Annotated in this window: 19 protein-coding genes; 15 read left to right on the plus strand and 4 right to left on the minus strand. The window is 73.0% G+C overall.

Translation table 11 applies throughout. From position 1 onward, the window contains the following. The first annotated feature begins 85 nt into the window (after window positions 1-85). Window positions 86-589 carry a GNAT family N-acetyltransferase gene (locus ACQ614_RS30360; RefSeq protein ID WP_431682070.1) on the plus strand — a complete coding sequence of 168 codons (504 nt, stop codon included), beginning with the start codon at window positions 86-88 and terminating at the stop codon, window positions 587-589. On the opposite strand, the gene ACQ614_RS30365 is transcribed toward ACQ614_RS30360, so the two are convergent. Beyond that, window positions 562-1,530, minus strand: a complete 969-nt coding sequence (locus tag ACQ614_RS30365; RefSeq protein ID WP_431682072.1) for a LysR family transcriptional regulator — start codon at window positions 1,528-1,530, stop codon at window positions 562-564. The genes ACQ614_RS30360 and ACQ614_RS30365 overlap by 28 nt on opposite strands. A 192-nt stretch (window positions 1,531-1,722) precedes the next feature. On the opposite strand from ACQ614_RS30365, the gene ppk2 reads away from it, so the two are divergent. Further along, window positions 1,723-2,520, plus strand: coding sequence for a polyphosphate kinase 2 (ppk2, locus tag ACQ614_RS30370; protein ID WP_431682073.1), 798 nt, complete (start codon window positions 1,723-1,725; stop codon window positions 2,518-2,520). A 4-nt stretch (window positions 2,521-2,524) separates the two neighbouring features. Here ppk2 and ACQ614_RS30375 read toward each other — a convergent pair whose 3' ends face one another. After that, the gene (locus ACQ614_RS30375) at window positions 2,525-3,025 is read right to left on the minus strand and encodes a VOC family protein (protein ID WP_363492531.1); all 501 of its coding nucleotides are present in this window, start codon (window positions 3,023-3,025) and stop codon (window positions 2,525-2,527) included. A 106-nt stretch (window positions 3,026-3,131) separates the two neighbouring features. On the opposite strand from ACQ614_RS30375, the gene ACQ614_RS30380 reads away from it, so the two are divergent. Both ACQ614_RS30380 and rpsD read left to right on the plus strand, forming a co-directional pair. Continuing rightward, window positions 3,132-4,481, plus strand: coding sequence for a replication-associated recombination protein A (locus ACQ614_RS30380; RefSeq protein WP_431682075.1), 1,350 nt, complete (start codon window positions 3,132-3,134; stop codon window positions 4,479-4,481). A 368-nt stretch (window positions 4,482-4,849) separates the two neighbouring features. Further along, on the plus strand, window positions 4,850-5,464 hold the full coding sequence (rpsD, locus tag ACQ614_RS30385) for a 30S ribosomal protein S4 (RefSeq protein ID WP_030268492.1): 615 nt from the start codon (window positions 4,850-4,852) through the stop codon (window positions 5,462-5,464). An 84-nt stretch (window positions 5,465-5,548) separates the two neighbouring features. Here rpsD and ACQ614_RS30390 read toward each other — a convergent pair whose 3' ends face one another. Beyond that, on the minus strand, window positions 5,549-7,735 hold the full coding sequence (locus ACQ614_RS30390) for an ATP-binding protein (RefSeq protein WP_431682077.1): 2,187 nt from the start codon (window positions 7,733-7,735) through the stop codon (window positions 5,549-5,551). Window positions 7,736-7,940: 205 nt separating this feature from the next. On the opposite strand from ACQ614_RS30390, the gene ACQ614_RS30395 reads away from it, so the two are divergent. The 6 genes from ACQ614_RS30395 (at window position 7,941) to mltG (ACQ614_RS30420) (ending at window position 15,293) form a co-directional block, all read left to right on the plus strand. Next, window positions 7,941-8,420, plus strand: coding sequence for a DUF948 domain-containing protein (locus ACQ614_RS30395; protein ID WP_363492534.1), 480 nt, complete (start codon window positions 7,941-7,943; stop codon window positions 8,418-8,420). Window positions 8,421-8,425: 5 nt separating this feature from the next. After that, window positions 8,426-8,854 (plus strand): DUF6167 family protein, encoded by a 429-nt coding sequence (locus ACQ614_RS30400; RefSeq protein ID WP_344624195.1) that lies wholly within the window; start codon window positions 8,426-8,428, stop codon window positions 8,852-8,854. Then, window positions 8,841-11,510 (plus strand): alanine--tRNA ligase, encoded by a 2,670-nt coding sequence (gene alaS / locus ACQ614_RS30405; RefSeq protein ID WP_431682081.1) that lies wholly within the window; start codon window positions 8,841-8,843, stop codon window positions 11,508-11,510. Before ACQ614_RS30400 ends, alaS begins: the two co-directional genes overlap by 14 nt. Further along, window positions 11,510-11,995 (plus strand): Holliday junction resolvase RuvX, encoded by a 486-nt coding sequence (gene ruvX / locus ACQ614_RS30410; RefSeq protein WP_363492536.1) that lies wholly within the window; start codon window positions 11,510-11,512, stop codon window positions 11,993-11,995. Before alaS ends, ruvX begins: the two co-directional genes overlap by 1 nt. A 119-nt stretch (window positions 11,996-12,114) precedes the next feature. Then, complete coding sequence (mltG, locus tag ACQ614_RS30415; RefSeq protein WP_431682083.1) at window positions 12,115-13,308, plus strand: endolytic transglycosylase MltG; 1,194 nt, start codon at window positions 12,115-12,117, stop codon at window positions 13,306-13,308. Window positions 13,309-13,412: 104 nt separating this feature from the next. After that, window positions 13,413-15,293, plus strand: a complete 1,881-nt coding sequence (gene mltG, locus ACQ614_RS30420; RefSeq protein ID WP_431682086.1) for an endolytic transglycosylase MltG — start codon at window positions 13,413-13,415, stop codon at window positions 15,291-15,293. Window positions 15,294-15,355: 62 nt separating this feature from the next. On the opposite strand, the gene ACQ614_RS30425 is transcribed toward mltG (ACQ614_RS30420), so the two are convergent. Then, on the minus strand, window positions 15,356-15,745 hold the full coding sequence (locus tag ACQ614_RS30425; protein WP_431682088.1) for a peptidoglycan-binding domain-containing protein: 390 nt from the start codon (window positions 15,743-15,745) through the stop codon (window positions 15,356-15,358). A 139-nt stretch (window positions 15,746-15,884) separates the two neighbouring features. Between ACQ614_RS30425 and ACQ614_RS30430 the strand changes: the two genes are divergently transcribed. The 5 genes from ACQ614_RS30430 to aroQ all read left to right on the plus strand — a co-directional run bounded on the left by ACQ614_RS30430 (window position 15,885) and on the right by aroQ (window position 20,141). After that, entirely contained in the window at window positions 15,885-16,712 is an 828-nt protein-coding gene (locus ACQ614_RS30430; RefSeq protein WP_431682090.1) for a shikimate dehydrogenase, read from the plus strand. A gap of 207 nt (window positions 16,713-16,919) precedes the next feature. After that, on the plus strand, window positions 16,920-18,104 hold the full coding sequence (gene aroC, locus ACQ614_RS30435) for a chorismate synthase (RefSeq protein ID WP_431682093.1): 1,185 nt from the start codon (window positions 16,920-16,922) through the stop codon (window positions 18,102-18,104). Continuing rightward, window positions 18,101-18,616 (plus strand): shikimate kinase, encoded by a 516-nt coding sequence (locus ACQ614_RS30440; protein ID WP_431682094.1) that lies wholly within the window; start codon window positions 18,101-18,103, stop codon window positions 18,614-18,616. Before aroC ends, ACQ614_RS30440 begins: the two co-directional genes overlap by 4 nt. Further along, entirely contained in the window at window positions 18,613-19,701 is a 1,089-nt protein-coding gene (gene aroB, locus ACQ614_RS30445; RefSeq protein ID WP_431682096.1) for a 3-dehydroquinate synthase, read from the plus strand. Before ACQ614_RS30440 ends, aroB begins: the two co-directional genes overlap by 4 nt. Further along, window positions 19,698-20,141, plus strand: coding sequence for a type II 3-dehydroquinate dehydratase (gene aroQ / locus ACQ614_RS30450; RefSeq protein ID WP_431682098.1), 444 nt, complete (start codon window positions 19,698-19,700; stop codon window positions 20,139-20,141). Before aroB ends, aroQ begins: the two co-directional genes overlap by 4 nt. Window positions 20,142-20,218: the final 77 nt, after the last annotated feature.

A 20,218-nucleotide genomic window follows, 5' to 3' on the forward strand; every position in this document is an offset into this window, starting at 1 on the left:
GGCTACCCTGTCACGGCCCCGGTCGGTGCACCGCACCGACCGGGGCCGGTCCACAACGGCGTGCGACGACAGAGGAGTGCACCACATGGCCGTCCGTACCAGAGTCGAGCTCCCGTCGGATGCTCCCGCCACCCGGCGGGTGCACATGGCGGCGTTCCCCGGCCCCGACGAGGCCGACCTCGTCGACGCGCTGCGCCGCGACCCCGCGTGGATGCCGGACCTCTCCGTTGTCGCGGTGGAGGACGAACTCGTCCTGGCTCACGCCCTGCTGACCCGCCTTCAGGTCGGCGACGGCTGGGCGCTGGCGCTCGCCCCGGTCGCCGTCGCGCCGGAGTGGCAGCGCAAGGGCATCGGCGCCCTGGTGGTGCGCGCCGCCCTGACCGCCGCCGAGGAGGCCGGCGAGCGCATGGTCGTCGTCCTCGGCGACCCGGGCTACTACTCCCGCTTCGGGTTCATCCCGGCCTCCCGCCACGAGATCACCGGCCCCTACGAGGTGCAGGACGACTGCTTCCTCGCCCTGCCGCTGGCCGGCTACGACGGCACGCCGCGCGGCTTCTGCCGCTACCCGGCCCCCTTCGACGGCGTCTGATCCGCACCCGGGCCCACGGGCGGCCGCACCCGGCCGCCCACCGCCACCGTCTCCCGGCAACTGCGCACGAAGGCCTCGATGGCCGGCCCCACCGGCCGGTCCGCCCGCCAGTAGAGGCCGGCCCGGCTCGGCCCGAGACCGCGCACCGGCCTGAACACCACGTCCGGACGCCCCACCAGTGCCCTGATCGAGGCCGGCGCGAAGCCGATGCCCTGGCCGCAGGCCACCGCCGTCAGCCACTCGTCCGGGCTGTGCGCCACCGTACCCACCCGTACCGGGCGCCCGCCGCGGGCGTCCGCCCCCAGCCAGTGGTCGCGCCAGAAGCCGGCCGCGGCCGGCACCGCCACCACCGCCTCGTCCAGCAGCTCCGCCATCTCCAGTTCCGCCCGCCCTGCCAGCGGGTGGTCCGCGGGGAGCACCGCCCACCGTTCGTCCAGGCCGAGCGGGGCGCAGCCGTACCGGCCGTCCGCCGTGTCGTCGCCGTCCTCCGGCGGGGCGTGCCAGAGCGCCAGGTCGACCTCGCCGGAGTCCAGTGCGGCGGCGGAGTCGAAGACGTTGAACTGCCGCAGCCTGACCTGCCAGCCGGGCATCCGGCGGCCGAAGGCCTCCACGGTGGCCCGGCCCACCAGGTTGATCGTCGCCCCCTCGAAGGCCACCCGCAGCGTGCCGGAGTGCCCGGCCGCGCCACGTGTCGCCCGCAGCGCCTCCGCCCAGCCGGCGAGCAGTGCCGGCACCCGGGCGGCCAGCTCGTGCGCGGCCGGGGTGGGCGCCATCCCGGCCCGCGACCGTTCGAACAGCCGCACCTCCAGCTGCTTCTCCAGCAGCCGGATCTGCTTGGTCAGCGTCGGCTGCGACACGGCCAGCCGGGCCGCCGCGGCGGTCAGCTGCCCCTCCTCGAACACCGCTGCGAACGACCGCAGCAGCCGGGTGTCGATGTCCATGCCCACAGGGTATGGATCACGGAATTGGACCGCGCGGCCGGGCTGCGGAAGAGTCTGCGCTTCACGGGGGGAGCGGTACCGGCGGTGCAGGGGGCTGCCGGTGCCCTCCACCGTGCGGTCGGCGGCCGGAATCCCTGCGAGGGGGCCGGATCGGCCGTAGCGTGAGTGCCCACCGGCGAACGGAGGGCACCCGTGGCGAAGAGGCTCGCGAAGAAACCGTACGAGCAGGAGCTGCTGCGGCTCCAGTACGAGCTCGTCCGCCTCCAGGAGTGGGTCCGCTCCGAAGGGGTGCGGCTGGTCGTGGTCTTCGAGGGCCGGGACGCCGCCGGCAAGGGCGGCGCGATCAAACGGGTCACCGAGTACCTCAATCCGCGCCTCGCCCGGATCGCCGCACTGCCCGCCCCGACCGAGCGCCAGCGCGGCCAGTGGTACTTCCAGCGCTACGTCGAGCAGCTGCCGGCCGCCGGCGAGATCGTCCTGTTCGACCGCAGCTGGTACAACCGCGCCGGTGTGGAGCACGTGATGGGCTTCTGCACCGAGGAGGAGTACCGGCTGTTCCTGCACCAGGCGCCGATCTTCGAGCAGATGCTCATCGAGGCGGGCATCCTGGTGCGCAAGTACTGGTTCTCGGTGAGCGACAAGGAGCAGGAGAAGCGCTTCCGGGGCCGCCTGGAGGACCCGATGCGGCGCTGGAAGCTCTCCCCGATGGACGTCGAGTCGATCACCCGCTGGGAGGAGTACTCCCGGGCCAAGGACGAGATGTTCGCCCACACCGACATCCCCGAGTCGCCCTGGTACGTGGTGGAGAGCGACGACAAGCGGCGGTCCCGGATCAACATGATCGCCCACCTGCTCTCCACCGTGCCCTACAAGGCGATCGAGCCGCCCGCGGTCAGCCTGCCGCCCCGCCCCGGGCCGACCGGCTACCGCCGCCCGCCCCGGGACCTCCAGACGTACGTCCCGGACCACGCCTCGACGCTCCGGGGCTGACCGCTCAGGTCGCCGAGCCGGCCGCGGCGCCGGTGGCCAGGTCCGGGCCCCAGCGGTCCAGGGCGGCCGCCAGGTCGAGCGGGCCCGGGCGGGCGCCCGAGTCCGCCGCCGGCCAGTCCTCGCGCGGCACCCGCCACATCACCTCGAACTCGTTGCCGTCCGGGTCCTTGGCGTAGAAGGACTTGGACACCAGGTGGTCGGTGGAGCCGACCAGCGCGTCCAGCTCCGCCAGCCGGGCACCCAGCGAGGCCAGCTCGCCCAGCGTGCCGACCTCCCACGCCAGGTGGTAGAGGCCCACCCGGCCCTGCTCCGGGCCGGGCGCGTCCGCGCCGATCGCGAAGAGGCCCAGGTCGTGGTCGTTGAGCGTGCCGGGCGCCGACAGGAACGCCGCCCGGCCCGCGATCAGGTGGTCGACCCGGAAACCGAAGACGTCGGTGTAGAACGCGACCGATCGGTCGACGTCGCGTATCCACAGCACGGCGTGGTTCAGACGGCGGACGGACATGGCAGGCACTCCTTCGACAGCGGGGGAGGCCACCCAGCCTACGCGGTCAGGTTCAAATTCGAACTACCCGCCCTGGCCGTCGGCGCCCTCGCATACCCTTGCGCCCGTGGACGAACCGGACCTCTTCACCGCCGCCGCCGAGGAACGCCAGGCCAAGGAACCCGGCCGCGCCCCGCTCGCCGTACGGATGCGCCCACGCACCCTGGACGAGGTCGCCGGCCAGCGCCGCCTGCTGCGCGACGGCTCCCCGCTGCGCCGCCTCGTCGCCGGCGCCAAGGGCCCGGCCGCCACCAGCTCGGTGATCCTCTGGGGCCCGCCCGGCACCGGCAAGACCACCCTCGCCCACGTCATCAGCCAGGCCGTCGAGGGCCGCTTCGTCGAACTCTCCGCCATCACCGCGGGCGTCAAGGAGGTCCGGGCGGTCATCGACGGCGCCCGCCGCGCCGTCGGCATGACCGGCCGCGAGACCGTCCTCTTCCTCGACGAGATCCACCGCTTCTCCAAGGCCCAGCAGGACTCCCTGCTGCCCGCCGTGGAGAACCGCTGGGTCACCCTGATCGCCGCCACCACCGAGAACCCCTACTTCTCGGTGATCTCCCCGCTGCTCTCCCGCTCGCTGCTGCTCACCCTGGAGTCCCTCACCGACGAGGACGTCCGCCTGCTGCTGCGCCGCGCCGTGGCGGACGAGCGCGGGCTGGCGGGTGCCGTCGAGCTCACCGCGGAGGCGGAGGACCACCTCGTCCGCCTCGCCGGCGGCGACGCCCGCCGGGCGCTGACCACCCTGGAGGCGGCGGCCGGCGCCGCGCTGGAGCAGGGCGCGGCGGAGATCACCCTGGCGGCCACCGAGACCGCCGTCGACCAGGCCGCCGTCCGCTACGACAAGGACGGCGACCAGCACTACGACGTGGCCAGCGCCCTGATCAAGTCGATCCGCGGCAGCGACGTGGACGCCACCCTGCACTACCTGGCCCGGATGATCGAGGCGGGGGAGGACCCGCGGTTCATCGCCCGCCGCCTGATGATCTCCGCCAGCGAGGACGTCGGCCTGGCCGACCCCACCGCGCTCTCCACCGCCGTCGCGGCCGCCCAGGCGGTCGCCATGATCGGCTTCCCGGAGGCCCGGATCATCCTCGCCCAGGCCGCCATCGCGCTCGCGCTCGCGCCCAAGTCCAACGCCGCCTACCTGGCCATCGACGCGGCCCTCGCCGACGTCCGGCAGGGGACGGCGGGCGCCGTCCCGCCGCACCTGCGCGACGCCCACTACGGCGGCGCCGGCAAACTCGGCCACGGCAAGGGCTACCAGTACCCGCACGACCTCCCCGAGGGCATCGCCGCCCAGCAGTACGCGCCGGACGCGGTCCACGGCAAGGCGTACTACCACCCCACCCGGCGCGGCGGCGAGGCGCGCTACGCCGACACCGTCGAGTGGACCAGGGCCCGGCTCAAGGGGGAGTGAGCCCCGGCGCGGCCCGGGCACGGCGACTTCGGGGCGGTGATCCGGACCGGCGGGCCGGCGGTATACTCGACCGGAGTGCCATGTCCCGGGCACGGCGGCGGGTGAGAACCGGCCGACCGTCCGCACCAGCGGGGCACCGGCCATGAGGTCCCTCCTCCGGGAGTGCCTCCAGGAGCGTCGCGCACCGGTTCCGGTGTCGCGGGCAGCCCACCACCCCCGCGGTCGGTGGGCCACTCGTGTGCAAGCACGCACGTGCCCGGCTCGGAGAGCGGCTGACCACCCCGGTGGTTTTTCTCCGGGTCGCGAGAAGCGGCCTCCGTCAACACCTGGTGAAGCCGTATTCGCACACCGAAAGAGGTATTGGTTCCATGGCGAACCAGAAGCGCCCCAAGGTCAAGATCGCTCGTGCCCTGGGCGTCCCGCTGACCCCGAAGTCCGTCAAGTACTTCGAGGCCCGCCCCTACCCGCCCGGCCAGCACGGCCGCGGCCGCAAGCAGAACTCTGACTACAAGGTCCGTCTGACCGAGAAGCAGCGTCTGCGCGCGCAGTACGACCTGAGCGAGAAGCAGATGGCCCGCGCCTTCGAGTCGGCCAAGAAGGTCGAGGGCAAGACCGGTGAGGCGCTCGTCGCCCTGCTGGAGGTCCGTCTCGACGCCCTGGTCATGCGTTCGGGCATCGCCCGCACCATCTACCAGGCCCGCCAGATGGTCGTGCACGGCCACATCGAGGTCAACGGCAGCAAGGTCAACAAGCCGTCGTTCCAGATGAAGCCGGGCTACGTCGTCACGGTCAAGGAGAAGTCGAAGGAGAAGGTCCCCTTCCAGGTGGCTCGCGAGGGCGGCAACGCCGGCGAGGGCCAGACCCCGAAGTACCTCGAGGTCAACCTGAAGGCCCTGGCCTTCCGCCTGGACCGCGCGCCGCAGCGCCGCGAGGTCCCGGTCGTCTGCGACGAGCAGCTGGTCGTCGAGTACTACTCGCGCTGACCCGCGAGCGGTACCACTGCAGCACCGAGCCCCCGCAGCCCCACCGGCTGCGGGGGCTCACCCCTTTTCCGCGCAGGCGCCCCCTCAGTGGGCCGGCACCGGCGACGGCTCGACCGGGCACGGGTCCGGCGGGCGACCGTCCGTGCCGAAGGGCAGGCCCGGCGGGAACTCGCCGCCGCTCAGTGCCCGCCGCACCGCCGAGTCCAGGTCCAGCGCCGCACCGCGCGCGAACGCCTCCTCGAACTCGTCCTCGGTCAGCCCCGACCTGGCCCGCTCCGCACCCTCCCGGTGCGGACCGTTGAAACTGCGCGAACCGAAGAACGGCGTGCCCACGCCCTGCCAGATCCGGTGCGCCGCCCCCTGCAGCACCCGCGCCTCCACCAGGTCCGCCTCCGGCCCCTCCGTCTCCAGCACCGCCAGCAGCTCCATGCCCAGCACGATCCCCAGCAGGTCGCGGAACCGGTGGTTGAGCCGCACGCACTCGCGCGCGTACGCCCGGGCCTGCCGCAGCTCGCCCGTCGTCCAGCGGGCGTGCGCGTAGGCGTACAGCCCGTACGCGTACGCCCACTGCTCGCCGTGCTCCTCGCAGATCTCCCGCACCCGCTCGATCCACGCCGCGCCGGTCTCCGCGTCGCCCTGGAACAGGTGCGCCAGACCCAGCTCGAACATCGCCATCAGGACGTTGCTGTTCAGCTCGCCGAGCGCGTTGTAGTGCCACAGCGCCTCCTCGAACAGCTCGGCCGCCCGCACCGGGTCGTCCGCGATCAGCGCCGCACAGCCCTGCCGGTGCACCGCGTAGGCCAGCGCCCGGTCGTCCCCGGTCTCCAGCGCCTGCCGGCGGCACTCCTCCAGCGCAGGCGCGGCACCGGCCAGATCGCCCTGCAGGGTGGCCATGTATCCGGTCACCCAGAGCGCCTTCGCCCGCGCCGCGGTCGGCTCCGGCGCCAGCGCCAGTGCCCGGTCCAGCCAGTGCCGGCCCTCGCCGAGGTGCCCGGAGCCCACCCAGTAGAACCACAGCGTGCCGGCCAGCACCAGCGCCTGCTGCTCCTCGCCCGGCTCCGCCAGGCAGAACTCCAGCGCCGCCCGCAGATTGGAGTGCGCCAGCCGCGTCCGCTCGGCGGTCTCCGCCTGCCGCGGCCCGAACCACTCCACCTCGCCCCAGGTCGCCACCCCCAGGTACCAGTCGCGGTGGCGGCGCAGCAGCCGCTGCTCCTCGCCCGCGGAGGCCAGCCAGTGCGCGCCGTACTCGCGCAGGGTGTCGAGCATCCGGAAGCGCACGGTGTCGCCCGCGTCCAGCCGCAGCAGTACGGACTTGTCCACCAGGTCGGCGAGCAGGTCCGTCATCGATTCAGGGTCCAGCCCCTCGCCGGCGCAGACGTACTCGGCGGCCTCCAGGTCGAAGCCGCCGGAGAACACCGACAGCCGTGCCCAGAGCAAACGTTCCTGCGGAGAGCAGAGTTCGTGGCTCCACCCGATCGTGGTGCGCAGCGTCTGGTGCCGCGGCGGAGCCGTCCGGGCCCCGCCGGTCAGCAGCCGGAACCGGTCGTCCAGCCGGATCGCGATCTGCTCCACCGACAGCGCCCGCAGGCGGCCGGCAGCCAGCTCCACCGCCAGCGGGATGCCGTCCAGCCGACGGCACAGCACGGCGACGTCCTCCCGGTTCTCCGCGGTCAGCTCGAAGCCGGGCACCACCGCGGACGCCCGGTCGGCGAACAGCCGCACCGCGTCCGGACGCCGCCCGTCCGGGCAGTCCACCGGCAGCGGCGCCAGCGGCAGCAGGTGCTCGCCGTCCACCCGCAGCGACTGCCGGCTGGTGGCCAGCACCCGCAGGCCCGGCGCGCCGCGCAGCAGTACGTCGACCAGCTCGGCGCAGGCGTCCACCAGGTGCTCGCAGCCGTCCAGCACCAGCAGCATCCGCCGGTCCGACAGCTGCTCGACCAGCACGTCGAGCGGCGGGCGTGCGGTGGAGTCGGTGAGCTCCAGCGCCTCCAGCACCGCGTGGCCGAGCAGCAGCCCGTCCTGCACCGGGCCGATCTCGGCGAGCCGGACGCCGTCCGGGAAGGACCGGCCGGCCGCCGCCGTGGCCGCCCGCAGGGCCAGCCGGGTCTTGCCGACACCGCCCGGGCCGGTCACCGTGACCAGCCGCGAGGTGCCGAGCAGCCGCGTCAGCGCGGCGAGTTCGGTGCGGCGCCCGACGAAGCTGGTGAGATCGGCGGGCAGCCGTCCGCGGGCCGTCCGCCGCTGCCCGTCCGCCGCGGGTTCGCTGGACAACCGGGCCCCCATGTCGTCGGTGGGATGGTGTGCGGGCCGGCCAGCGGGCCGGCCCGTTCCGATCAACGAGGTGACCTGCCGACGGGTCACGCCCCGCCCCGCGCCCGGGCGGGGCGGCGGGGCGGCGCTTATCCGGTCGGGAAACCGCCCGTGGTCACGATAGGGTTCCCTTCGGAGGAAGCTGCAAGGCGAGGGAGCGCACAAGGTGTCCGTGGGAGAACTGGCCGGCCTGTTGGTGGCCGTGTTCTGGGCGGTCCTGGTCACGCTGCTCGCCGTGGTGCTCGTCCGGCTCTCCAAGGTGCTGAAGGAGGCCACCGTCCTGGTCTCCGCCGTCACCGAGCAGGCCGTGCCGCTGCTGGTCGACGCCGGCGCGGCCGTCCGCAGCGCCAACGAGCAGCTGGAGCGGGTCGACGAGATCACCGCCAACGTGCAGGACGCCGCCGCCAACGCCAACGCCCTCTCCTCCACCGTCGCCGCCACCATCGGCGGCCCGCTGGTCAAGGTCGCCGCGTTCAGCTACGGCGTCCGCAAGGCCGTCGCCCGCCAGCAGGGCACGGCCGCCCTCCCCGAGCAGGCCGCCGACCGCGACGCGCTCGCCCGGCTGATCCGGGCCGAGGTCCGCGCGGCGACCGCGCCGCGCAGCGGCGGGCTGCTCGCCCGCGTCCGCCGAGCGGTGAGGGGCTGACCACGGTGGTTCGACGCATCTTCTGGATGGCGGTCGGCGCCGGCGCCGCCGTCTGGGCCATGGGCAAGGCCAACGAGGCCGTGCACCGGCTCACCCCCGACAGCATCTCCGGCACCGCCGCCCGCGGCGCCCTCCGGCTCGGCGACGCCGCCAAGCGCTTCGCCCAGGACGTCCAGGCCGGCATGGCCGAGCGCGAGCAGGAGCTCCGCGCCGACCTCGGCCTCGACGGCACCGCTGTGGTCGAGCCGCCGCGCCGCCGCCGCGCGCTGCGCCCCGAGCCCGGCCACCGAGCTATCTCGGCGGCCCCGGGCTCCCCGGCCGCCGCCCTGCCCCCGAAGCGCAGCACCACCACCAAGAGCATTGCCGAGCCCCGCCAGCGCCGGGCGCTGCCGGGCAGCAACCCAACCGGAAGGACCACTGATGGAGTCGGCTGAGATCCGCCGCCGCTGGCTGCGCTTCTTCGAGGAGCGCGGCCACACCGTCGTACCGTCGGCGTCGCTCGTCGCCGACGACCCCACCCTGCTGCTGGTCAACGCCGGCATGGTGCCGTTCAAGCCGTACTTCCTCGGCGAGGTCAAGCCGCAGTACTCCCGCGCCACCTCCGTCCAGAAGTGCGTCCGCACACTGGACATCGAGGAGGTCGGCAAGACCACCCGGCACGGCTCGTTCTTCCAGATGTGCGGCAACTTCTCCTTCGGCGACTACTTCAAGGAAGGGGCCATCAAGTTCGCGTGGGAGCTGCTCACCACTCCCGTCGCGGACGGCGGCTACGGCCTGGAGAAGGAGAAGCTCTGGATCACCGTCTACAAGGACGACGACGAGGCCGAGCAGATCTGGCGCGACGTCATCGGCGTCCCGTCCGAGCGCATCCAGCGCCTCGGCATGAAGGACAACTTCTGGTCGATGGGCGTCCCCGGCCCGTGCGGCCCGTGCTCGGAGATCAACTACGACCGCGGCCCCGCGTACGGCGAGGAGGGCGGCCCGGCCGTCAACGGCGAGCGCTACCTGGAGATCTGGAACCTGGTCTTCATGCAGTACGAGCGCGGCCACGGCGACGGCAAGGACGGCTTCGAGATCCTCGGCGACCTGCCGAGCAAGAACATCGACACCGGCCTCGGCCTCGAGCGCCTCGCCGCCATCCTGCAGGGCGTCGACAACCTCTTCGAGATCGACACCAGCCGGATGATCCTCGACCGCGCCGCCGAGCTCACCGGCCACAGCTACGGCGCCGACCACAAGTCGGACGTCTCGCTGCGCGTGGTCACCGACCACTTCCGTACCGCCATCATGCTGATCGGCGACGGCGTCACCCCCGGCAACGAGGGCCGCGGCTACGTGCTGCGCCGCATCCTGCGCCGCGCCATCCGCAACATGCGCCTGCTGGGCGCCACCGAGCCGGTGGCCAAGGAGCTCACCGACATCACCGTCAAGGCGATGGCCCCGCAGTACCCGGTGCTGGAGGCCGACCGCAAGCGCATCGAGACGGTCGTCACCGCCGAGGAGACGGCCTTCCTGCAGACCCTGAAGGCCGGTACCAACCTGCTGGACGCCGCGGTCACCGAGACCAAGCAGTCGGGCGGCGCGGTGCTCTCCGGCGACCAGGCGTTCAAGCTGCACGACACCTACGGCTTCCCGATCGACCTCACCCTGGAGATGGCCGAGGAGCAGGGCCTCCAGGTGGACGAGTCCGGCTTCCGCCGCCTGATGCAGGAGCAGCGGGACCGCGCCAAGGCCGACGCCAAGGCGAAGAAGATGGGCCACGCCGACGTGGCCGCCTACCGCGAGGTGGCGGACAAGTCCGGCGCGAGCGTCTTCACCGGCTACACCGCCACCGAGGGCGAGGCCACCGTGGTCGGCCTGCTGGTGAACGGCACCCCGGCGCCGGCCGCGACCGAGGGCGACGAGGTCGAGATCGTCCTCGACCGCACCCCGTTCTACGCCGAGGGCGGCGGCCAGCTCGCCGACCACGGCCGGATCCGCCTGGACTCCGGCGCTGTCGTCGAGATCCGCGACGTGCAGCAGCCGGTGCCCGGCGTGACCGTGCACTCCGGCGGTGTGCTCTTCGGCGAGGTCGTGCTCGGTGCCTCCGCGTACGCCACCATCGACGTGGACCGCCGCCGCGCGGTCTCGCGCGCCCACTCGGCCACCCACCTCACCCACCAGGCGCTGCGCGACGCGCTCGGCCCGACGGCCGCCCAGGCCGGTTCGGAGAACGCGCCGGGCCGCTTCCGCTTCGACTTCGGCTCGCCGGCCGCCGTCCCCGGCTCGGTGCTGACCGACGTCGAGCAGAAGATCAACGAGGTGCTGGTCCGCGAACTCGACGTCACCGCCGAGGTCATGACGATGGACGAGGCCCGCAAGGCCGGCGCCATCGCGATGTTCGGCGAGAAGTACGGCGACTCGGTGCGGGTGGTGACCATCGGCGACTTCTCCAAGGAGCTGTGCGGTGGCACCCACGTCGGCAACACCGCCCAGCTGGGCCTGGTGAAGCTGCTCGGCGAGTCCTCGATCGGCTCCGGCGTGCGCCGCGTGGAGGCGCTGGTCGGCGTCGACGCGTACAAGTTCCTGGCGCGCGAGCACACCGTGGTCTCCCAGCTCACCGAGCTGGTCAAGGGCCGCCCGGAGGAGCTGCCGGAGAAGATCGCCGGCATGCTCACCAAGCTCAAGGACGCCGAGAAGGAGATCGAGCGCTTCCGCGCCGAGAAGGTCCTCGCGGCGGCGGCCGGTCTGGCCGACGCGGCCGAGGACGTCCGGGGCGTGGCCCTGGTCGCGGCCCGGGTCGCCGACGGCACCGGCGCGGACGAGCTGCGCAAGCTGGTGCTGGACATCCGCGGCCGCCTGGGCTCCCGCCCGGCCGTGGTCGCGGCCTTCACCGTGGCGAACGACCGCCCGCTGACCGTGATCGCCACCAACGAGGACGCCCGCGCCCGCGGCGTGAAGGCCGGCGAGCTGGTCCGCACCGCGGCGAAGACGCTCGGCGGCGGCGGTGGCGGCAAGGACGACGTCGCCCAGGGCGGCGGCTCCAACCCGGCCGCGGTGGACGAGGCGATCGCCGCCGTCCGCGCCCTGGTCGCGGAGCGCGCCTCCTGATGACCGAGCAGCTGCCCGAGAAGGTCTTCCGGCGGGGCCGGCGGATCGCCGTCGACGTCGGCGACGCCCGGATCGGGGTCGCGTCCTGCGACCCCGACGGGCTGATCGCCACGCCGGTGGAGACCGTGCCCGCCGGGGGCCGTTCCCAGGCGCGCCTCAAGGAGATCGTCGAGGAGTACGACGCGATCGAGGTCGTGGTCGGCCTGCCCCGCTCGCTGAGCGGCAAGGAGGGGCCGGCCGCGGCCAAGGTCCGGGCGTACGCCGGGCGGCTGGCGGCGCTGCTGGCGCCGGTCGGCGTCCGGCTGGTGGACGAGCGGATGACCACCGTCACCGCGGCCCAGGGCCTGCGGGCCTCGGGCCGGTCCTCGAAGAAGGGCCGGTCGGTGATCGACCAGGCGGCGGCCGTGGTGATCCTGCAGGCGGCGCTCGAAGCCGAACGGGTGAGCGGCCGGGCGCCCGGCGAGAGTGTCGAGCCGGCCGTCTGAGCAGTTCGTACTAACGTCCCACAAGGGGTCCGTGCGGAGGTGTCCGCACGGACCCCTTCGCCGTTGTCGCCGTTGTTGGAGCAGGCCGGCACTGCCGGCTGCCGACGGAGGGGCCGTTCGTGACCGACCCGTACACCGCACCCGGCATGGGCCCCGGCGTCACCCCCGGCCACCTCGGCGCCCCCGCGGAGGAGCCCGAGGGCCGGCCGCCCGGGCAGCCGTACGCGGTGGAGCCGCCGGACCCGGAGAAGGTCCGGACCGGGGTGGCCTGCTGCCTGAGCGTGCTGGCGCTGTTCGGGGTGGCCTGTGTGCTGGCGCTGGCGGTCTACCTGGTGTGGCCCGAGCCCGAGCCGGAGGCGCCCGACTACGCGGGCGGCGGCAACGGGACGGTCGAGGTGTCGGTGCCGCAGGGCGCGACGCTGACCGCGATCGGCAAGGCGCTGGTCAAGAACGGGGTGGTGGCCAGCACCAGGGCGTTCACCGACGCTGCGGCCCAGCACCCGGCCGGCAACCGCATCCAGCCGGGCACCTACACGCTGAAGCTGAAGATGTCGGTGGCCTCCGCGCTCGGCGTGCTGCTCGACCCGGCCAACGCCAATGCGCTGACCATCCCCGAGGGGCGCCGCGCCGAGCAGGTGTACACCGCGATCGACGAGCGGCTGCACCTGGCGCCCGGCACCACCAAGGGCGTCGCCAAGGAGCACGGTGGCGACCTGGGCCTGCCGGAGTCCGCCCAGGGCAACCCGGAGGGGTACCTCTTCCCGTCGACCTACCCGGTGACCGGCGAGACCACGCCGCTCGGCCTGCTCCAGCAGATGGTCACGGAGAGTGGCAAGGCTCTGGAATCCGGCGGGGTCGACGCGGCGGCCACCGCATTCGCACAGAGCCCCTACGGAGTCCTCACCGTGGCCAGCCTCGTGCAGGGCGAGGCCGACAACGCCGAGGACATGGCCAAGGTCGCGAGGGTGATCTACAACCGACTGGCCAAGAACATGCCGCTGCAACTGGACTCGTCGATCAACTACGCGCTCGGCCGCTCCACGCTGACCACCACGACCACGGACACCCAGCTGGATTCGCCGTTCAACACCTACCTGCACACCGGCCTGCCGCCGACCCCCATCTCCAATCCGGGCCGGGAGGCCCTGCGCGCGGCCGCCGACCCGGCCGAGGGCGACTGGCTCTACTTCGTCACCGTGCGTCCCGGCGACACCAGGTTCACCGACAGCTTCGAACAGCAGCAGAAGAATGTCGCAGAGTTCAACGCCTATCAGGAGCAACAGAGTTCCCCGCCCGCGGAGGGCGGTCACTGAGGGTGCGCATGCGGCGAATCGCGAATGCTGCGGTACGGTAACGTCTCCCTCCGGATGATGCCGTAGCACGCCGGTTCGACTTGGCGGTACGCATAAGGGGTTCGATGACTGACCAGGGCGGGGGCTACCGCCCCCAGGGAGACCAGCCGTGGCACCCGGGCGATCCCGGGTACGGCATCCCGCAGCAGCCGCAGCCCGTCGACCAGACCGGCTCGTGGCAGGTGCAACCCGACGCGTACGGCCAGCAGCAGTACGGCCAGCAGGGTTACCCCCAGCAGCAGGGCTGGCAGCAGCAGCCCTCGTACGGCCAGCACGGCTACCCGCAGCAGCAGATGCAGCAGCAGCCCCAGATGCCGCAGCAGCAGGGCTACCAGCAGCAGGGGTACGGCCAGCAGCAGTACCAGCAGCAGCAGTTCCAGCAGCAGAACTCCGGCGGCTGGCAGATCCCGCAGGATCTCCGGCAGCAGGGGATGCAGCAGCAGGGCATGCAGTCCCAGGGCATACAGCAGCAGGGCTACGGCCGCGGGCCGATGCCGCCCCAGCAGGGGCAGATGCAGGCCGGCCCGGGCACGCGGGCGGGCCAGGGCATGGCAGCCGGCCAGGGCGTGCAGCAGGGCTTTCCGCAGCAGCCGGGCCAGCAGCCGGGACGTCCGCCGCAGCCCGGTGCCCCGGTGCCGCCGCCGCGCCGCGCCCAGCCGCGCCCCTCGGGCCCCGGCCCGGACGGCATCGACTGGGAGGCCGAGGCCGCCGCCCTCGACGACCCCGCCGAGGCGGAGGTCGAGGAGTGGGAGGACGACTTCGACGAGTACGCCGAGGACGACGACCCCACCGAGGGCAGCTCCTTCTTCGACGGCGAGGAGGACGGCTCCCGCGAGGCCGAGCGCAAGCGCAAGGAGAAGGGCAAGAAGGCCGGTCGCCGCAACCGCGGCGCCTGCCTGGTGGTCGCCCTGGTCCTGCTCGGCGGCATGGGCGGCGCCGGCTGGTGGGGCTACGGCTTCTACCAGAACCACTTCGGCCCGCCGCCGGACTACGCGGGTTCCGGCACGGGCTCGGTGCACATCGAGATCGCGGCCGGCTCCAGCGGCACGGCCATCGGCTCGCTGCTCTTCAAGTCCGGCGTGGTGAAGAGCGTCGACGCCTTCGTGTCGGCCTTCAACAAGGACCCGAAGTCCGGCAGCATCCAGCCCGGCTTCTACACGATGGCCCGCGAGATGTCCGGTGCGGCGGCCGTCAAGCTGCTGGTCGACTCGGCCGGCGGCAACGCGCTGATCCTCCCGGAGGGCCTGAAGGCCGTCGACATCTACCAGCGCATCGACGGCAAGCTGAACGTGCCCAAGGGCACCACCGCCAACGTGGCGAAGGAACAGCTGAACAACCTCGGCCTGCCCGACTACGCGAAGGGGAACATCGAGGGCTTCCTGTTCCCCGACAAGTACTCGGTCGCCCAGGGCATGAAGCCCGAGGACCTGCTCAAGCAGATGATCGCCAATGCGGTGAAGCACTACCAGGACCTGAACCTCGACCAGGGCGCGCAGAAGGTCGGCCTCAAGAGCGGCTACGAGGTGCTCGTCGAGGCGAGCATCCTCCAGGCGGAGGGCAAGTACGACAAGGACTTCGGCAAGATGGCCCGGGCCCTGTACAACCGCCTGAACAGCAACGCCACCCAGGGGAAGCTGCAGCTCGACACCACGCTGCAGTACCAGTTGGGCCGCGTCCACTTCACCAACGCCGAACTCCAGACCAACAAGAGCCCGTACAACACGTACGTGGTCAAGGGCCTGCCGCCGACCCCGATCGGCAACCCCGGCACGTTGGCGATCAATGCGGTGCTCAACCCGACGCCGGGCGACTGGATCTACTGGTACTCCATGTCGGAGGAGGAGACCCGCTTCGCCGTCACGTACGAGGACCACCTGAAGAACGTCGCCGAGAACTGTGCCGCCCACGGGCAGGCGTTCGACAAGCAGCTCGGCGTCTGCAAGTAGCCGCACCTCCCGGCCTGCCGCACCTCCCGGCCGGCCGCCCCGGCCGGCCGGGAGCCGCTGCGTCAGGCGGTGCAGCGCGGGGTCGAGCTGCCGTAGGTCATGAAGCTCATGTGGTCGCGGGTCTGCGGCCCGTACACGCCGTCCTGGCTGATGCCGCCGCGCTGCTGGACCCGCAGGACGGCCGCCTTGGTGGCGTTGCCGAAGATCCCGTCGCGTGCGATGTTCTCGCCGTTGCAGAAGTAGAGGCTCTCCTGGAGGGCCTTGACCCCGTCGCCCGTGTGACCGTAGGCGAGGCGGCAGTCCACGGACCCGGAAGCGGTCGTGGGCATGGTCGTCAGGCTCAGCCGGGCGGTGCAGGTGGGCAGTGAGGCGGCGCCTGCCGGGGCGGTTCCCAGCCACAGGCCGGACAGGGTCAGCACGCCGGCGGCGGCGATGCGTACGATGCGGGACATCCGGTCTCCGATGCGGTTAATCGAACGGGTGTGCAGTCGAATGGTGTGCCCACGATCCGCCGCTCGGCCACTGCTCCTGCCGGACGTGGCCGAATCCGCCGTGATCCTGTCCTGATCCAACGCCCACGATGGGACTGACGTGACGACACAACTGCGGGCCGCCGTGCTCGGCTCTCCGATCGCGCACTCGCTGTCGCCGGTGCTGCACCGCGCCGGCTACGCGGCGCTGGGCATGGCGGAGCGGCGGTACGACCGGTTCGAGGTGGACGAGGCGGGGCTGCCGGAATTCATCGAAAGGATCGAACCCGCCGAGTGGGCCGGCCTGTCGCTCACCATGCCGCTCAAGCGGGCGATCATCCCGCTGCTCGACGAGGTCGGTCGGACGGCACTGGCGGTGGACGCCGTCAACACCGTGGTCTTCGGTCCGGACGGGCGGCGCAGCGGGGACAACACCGACGTGCCCGGCCTGGTCAATGCGCTGCGCGAGCGGGGCGTGGAGAAGGTGGAGGCGGCCTCGGTGCTGGGCGCCGGGGCGACCGCCTCCTCGGCGCTGGCCGCGCTGGCCGAGGTGTGCACCGGCGAGGTGACCGTCCACGTCCGCAGCGAGCAGCGGGCCGCCGAGATGCTCGCCCTCGGCGAGCGCCTCGGCCTGCGGATTCGCACCGTCGCCTGGGAGGACGGCGCCCGGGCGCTGGAGTCCCCGCTGACGATCTCCACCACCCCGGTCGGTGCCACCGACGGCTTCGCCGACGTGCTGCCGAGCGGGCCCGGGGTGCTGTTCGACGTGCTGTACCACCCGTGGCCGACCCGGCTGGCGGCCGCCTGCGCCGAGCGCGGCGGGACGGTGCTCGGCGGCCTCGACCTGCTGGTGCACCAGGCGGTGCTGCAGTTCGAGGCGTTCACCGGCGTGCCGGGCCCGCTGGCGGCGATGCGCGCGGCCGGGGAGGCGGCGCTCGCGGAGGGCTGAGCAGGCTACCCCGGGCCCGGCGCGGTAAACCTGTGAGTGTCCATACAGGTGTCCGCCACGCGGACCACGCGCCGGTCCCGTCCCGCGGCATGAAAGGATCGGGGCAGAGCGCGGGCCCCGTCGCCTCCTGCCCGAGGGCGGGCCCGCCGGACGAAAGCCCCGGTCGGCCCGCGTTGCGCGGGCCGGGCCGCTGACGAAGGAGCTCCGTTGGGTAGGTTGCGCTGGCTGACGGCGGGGGAGTCGCACGGCCCCGCACTGGTCGCGACGCTGGAGGGCCTGCCGGCCGGTGTGCCGGTCACCACCGCGATGGTGGCCGACGCGCTGGCCCGCCGCCGGCTCGGCTACGGCCGCGGGGCGCGGATGAAGTTCGAGCAGGACGAGGTGACCTTCCTCGGCGGTGTCCGGCACGGCCTGACCATGGGCAGCCCGGTCGCGATCATGGTGGGCAACACCGAGTGGCCCAAGTGGGAGCAGGTCATGTCGGCCGACCCGGTCGACCCGGAGATCCTGGCCGGCCTCGCCCGCAACGAGCCGCTGACCCGCCCGCGCCCCGGCCACGCCGACCTCGCCGGCATGCAGAAGTACTCGATCGACGAGGCCCGTCCGATCCTGGAGCGCGCCTCCGCCCGCGAGACCGCGGCCCGCGTCGCGATCGGCACCGTCGCCCGCTCGTACCTCAAGGAGACCTGCGGCATCGAGCTGGTCTCGCACGTGATCGAGCTCGGCGCGGCCAAGGCCCCGCTCGGCGTCTACCCGCTGCCCGCCGACGAGGCCCGCCTCGACGAGGACCCGGTGCGCTGCCTGGACGGCGACGCCTCCGAGCGGATGGTCGCCGAGATCGACCAGGCCCACAAGGACGGCGACACCCTCGGCGGCGTCGTCGAGGTGCTGGCGTACGGCGTGCCGGTCGGCCTCGGCTCGCACGTGCACTGGGACCGCCGCCTGGACGCCCGCCTGGCCGCCGCCCTGATGGGCATTCAGGCGATCAAGGGCGTCGAGGTCGGCGACGGCTTCGAGCTGGCCCGGGTGCCCGGCTCCCAGGCCCACGACGAGATCGTCCCCACCCCCGAGGGCGTCAGGCGCTCCTCCGGCCGCTCCGGCGGCACCGAGGGCGGCCTGTCCACCGGCGAGCTGCTGCGGGTGCGCGCCGCGATGAAGCCCATCGCGACCGTGCCGCGCGCCCTGCAGACCCTGGACGTGCGCACCGGCGAGCCGGCCAAGGCCCACCACCAGCGCTCCGACGTCTGCGCCGTGCCGGCTGCCGGCATCGTCGCCGAGGCGATGGTCGCGCTGGTGCTCGCGGACGCCGTGGCGGAGAAGTTCGGGGGCGACAACGTCTCCGAGACCCGCCGCAACGTGCAGTCCTACCTCGACCACCTGATCGTCCGATGAGCGCGCCGGTCGTCGTGCTGGTCGGCCCGCCCGGGGCCGGCAAGTCCACGGTCGGCCGGCTGCTCGCCGAGCGCCTCGGGGTCGGCTTCCGGGACACCGACGCCGACATCGAGGAGCAGGCGGGCAAGCCGATCCCGGAGATCTTCATCGACGAGGGCGAGCCGCACTTCCGCGAACTGGAGGTGCGGGCCGTCCGCACGGCCGCCGAGGCCCACCCCGGCGTGCTCGCGCTCGGCGGCGGCGCGGTGATGGCCGACGCCACCCGCGCCCTGCTGGCCGGCCTCCCGGTGGTCTACCTGGAGGTCGCCCTCGGCGACGCCGTCAAGCGGGTCGGCCTGGACGCGCCGCGCCCGCTGCTCGCCGTCAACCCGCGGGCCCGCTGGCGCGAGCTGATGGAGGCCCGCCGCCCCCTCTACCTGGAGGTGGCCAAGGCCGTCGTCGACACCCAGGGGCTCACCCCCGAGCAGGTCGCGGACGCCGTAATGGAAGCACTGGAGCTGAAGCAGGCATGACCGACACCGTCACCATCCACGTCGGCGGCAGCGCCGGACACGACCCGTACGACGTGCTGGTCGGACACCAGCTGCTCGGCGAACTCGCCCCGCTGATCGGCGGCAAGGCCAAGCGGGTCGCGGTCATCCACCCGGAGGCGCTGGCCGCCACCGGCGAGGCGATCCGCGAGGACCTCGCCGCCGAGGGCTACGAGGCGATCGCCCTCCAGGTGCCCAACGCCGAGGAGGCCAAGAGCGCCGAGGTCGCCGCCTACTGCTGGTCCGTGCTCGGCCAGACCGGCTTCACCCGCAGCGACGTGATCGTCGGCCTCGGTGGCGGCGCCACCACCGACCTCGCCGGCTTCGTCGCCGCGACCTGGCTGCGCGGCGTGCGCTGGATCTCCATGCCGACCACCCTGCTCGGCATGGTGGACGCGGCCGTCGGCGGCAAGACCGGCATCAACATCGCCGAGGGCAAGAACATGGTCGGCGCCTTCCACCCGCCGGCCGGCGTGCTCGCCGACCTGGCGACCCTGGAGACGCTCTCCAAGCACGACTACGTCTCCGGCCTCGCCGAGGTGATCAAGGCCGGCTTCATCGCCGACCCGGTCATCCTCGACCTGGTCGAGGCCGACCCGGAGGCCGCCACCACCCCGGCGGGCCCGCACACCCTGGAGCTGATCCGCCGGGCCATCCAGGTCAAGGCCGACGTCGTCTCCGGCGACCTCAAGGAGGCCGGCCGCCGCGAGATCCTCAACTACGGCCACACCCTCGGCCACGCCATCGAGCGCAACGAGCGCTACAAGTGGCGGCACGGCGCGGCGATCTCCATCGGCATGGTCTTCGCCGCGGAGCTCGGACGCCTCGCGGGTAGGCTGGACGACGAGACCGCCGACCGGCACCGGCGGGTGCTCGGCTCGGTCGGGCTGCCGCTGACGTACCGCGCGGACGCCTGGCCCCGGCTGCTCGACGCCATGAAGATCGACAAGAAGTCCCGCGGCGACCTGCTGCGCTTCATCGTCCTGGACGGCCTCGCGAAGACCTCCGTCCTGGAGGGGCCCGACCCGTCCCTGCTGGTCGCCGCCTACGCGGAGGTGTCCGGATGACCACACGGGTGCTCGTCCTCAACGGGCCCAACCTCGGCCGGCTCGGCAGCCGCGAACCCGACGTGTACGGCGCCACCTCGTACGCCGGGCTGGTCGAGCGCTGCACCGCGCTCGGCGCCGAACTCGGCCTGGACGTGGAGGTCCGCGAGACCAACTCCGAGTTGCAGATGGTCGAGTGGCTGCACCAGGCCGCCGACGCGAAGACCCCGGTCGTCATCAACCCCGGTGCCTTCACGCACTACTCGTACGCCATGCGCGACGCCGCCGCCCAGCGCACCGCGCCGCTCATCGAGGTGCACATCTCCAACCCCTACGCCCGGGAGACCTTCCGGCACAACTCGGTGATCGCCGCGATCGCCTCCGGCACCATCGCCGGCTTCGGCCTCGGCTCGTACGAGCTGGCACTTCGCGCCCTCGCGGAGCAGCTCACCTCCCGCTGACACGTGATCATTCGGCCCGGTGGCGGACTGTGCCCGCCACCGGGCCGACGTGTAGTGTCCCGCTCGGGAGGTGACGA

This window comes from Kitasatospora dryopteridis, assembly GCF_050749075.1.
Taxonomy (GTDB): domain Bacteria; phylum Actinomycetota; class Actinomycetes; order Streptomycetales; family Streptomycetaceae; genus Kitasatospora.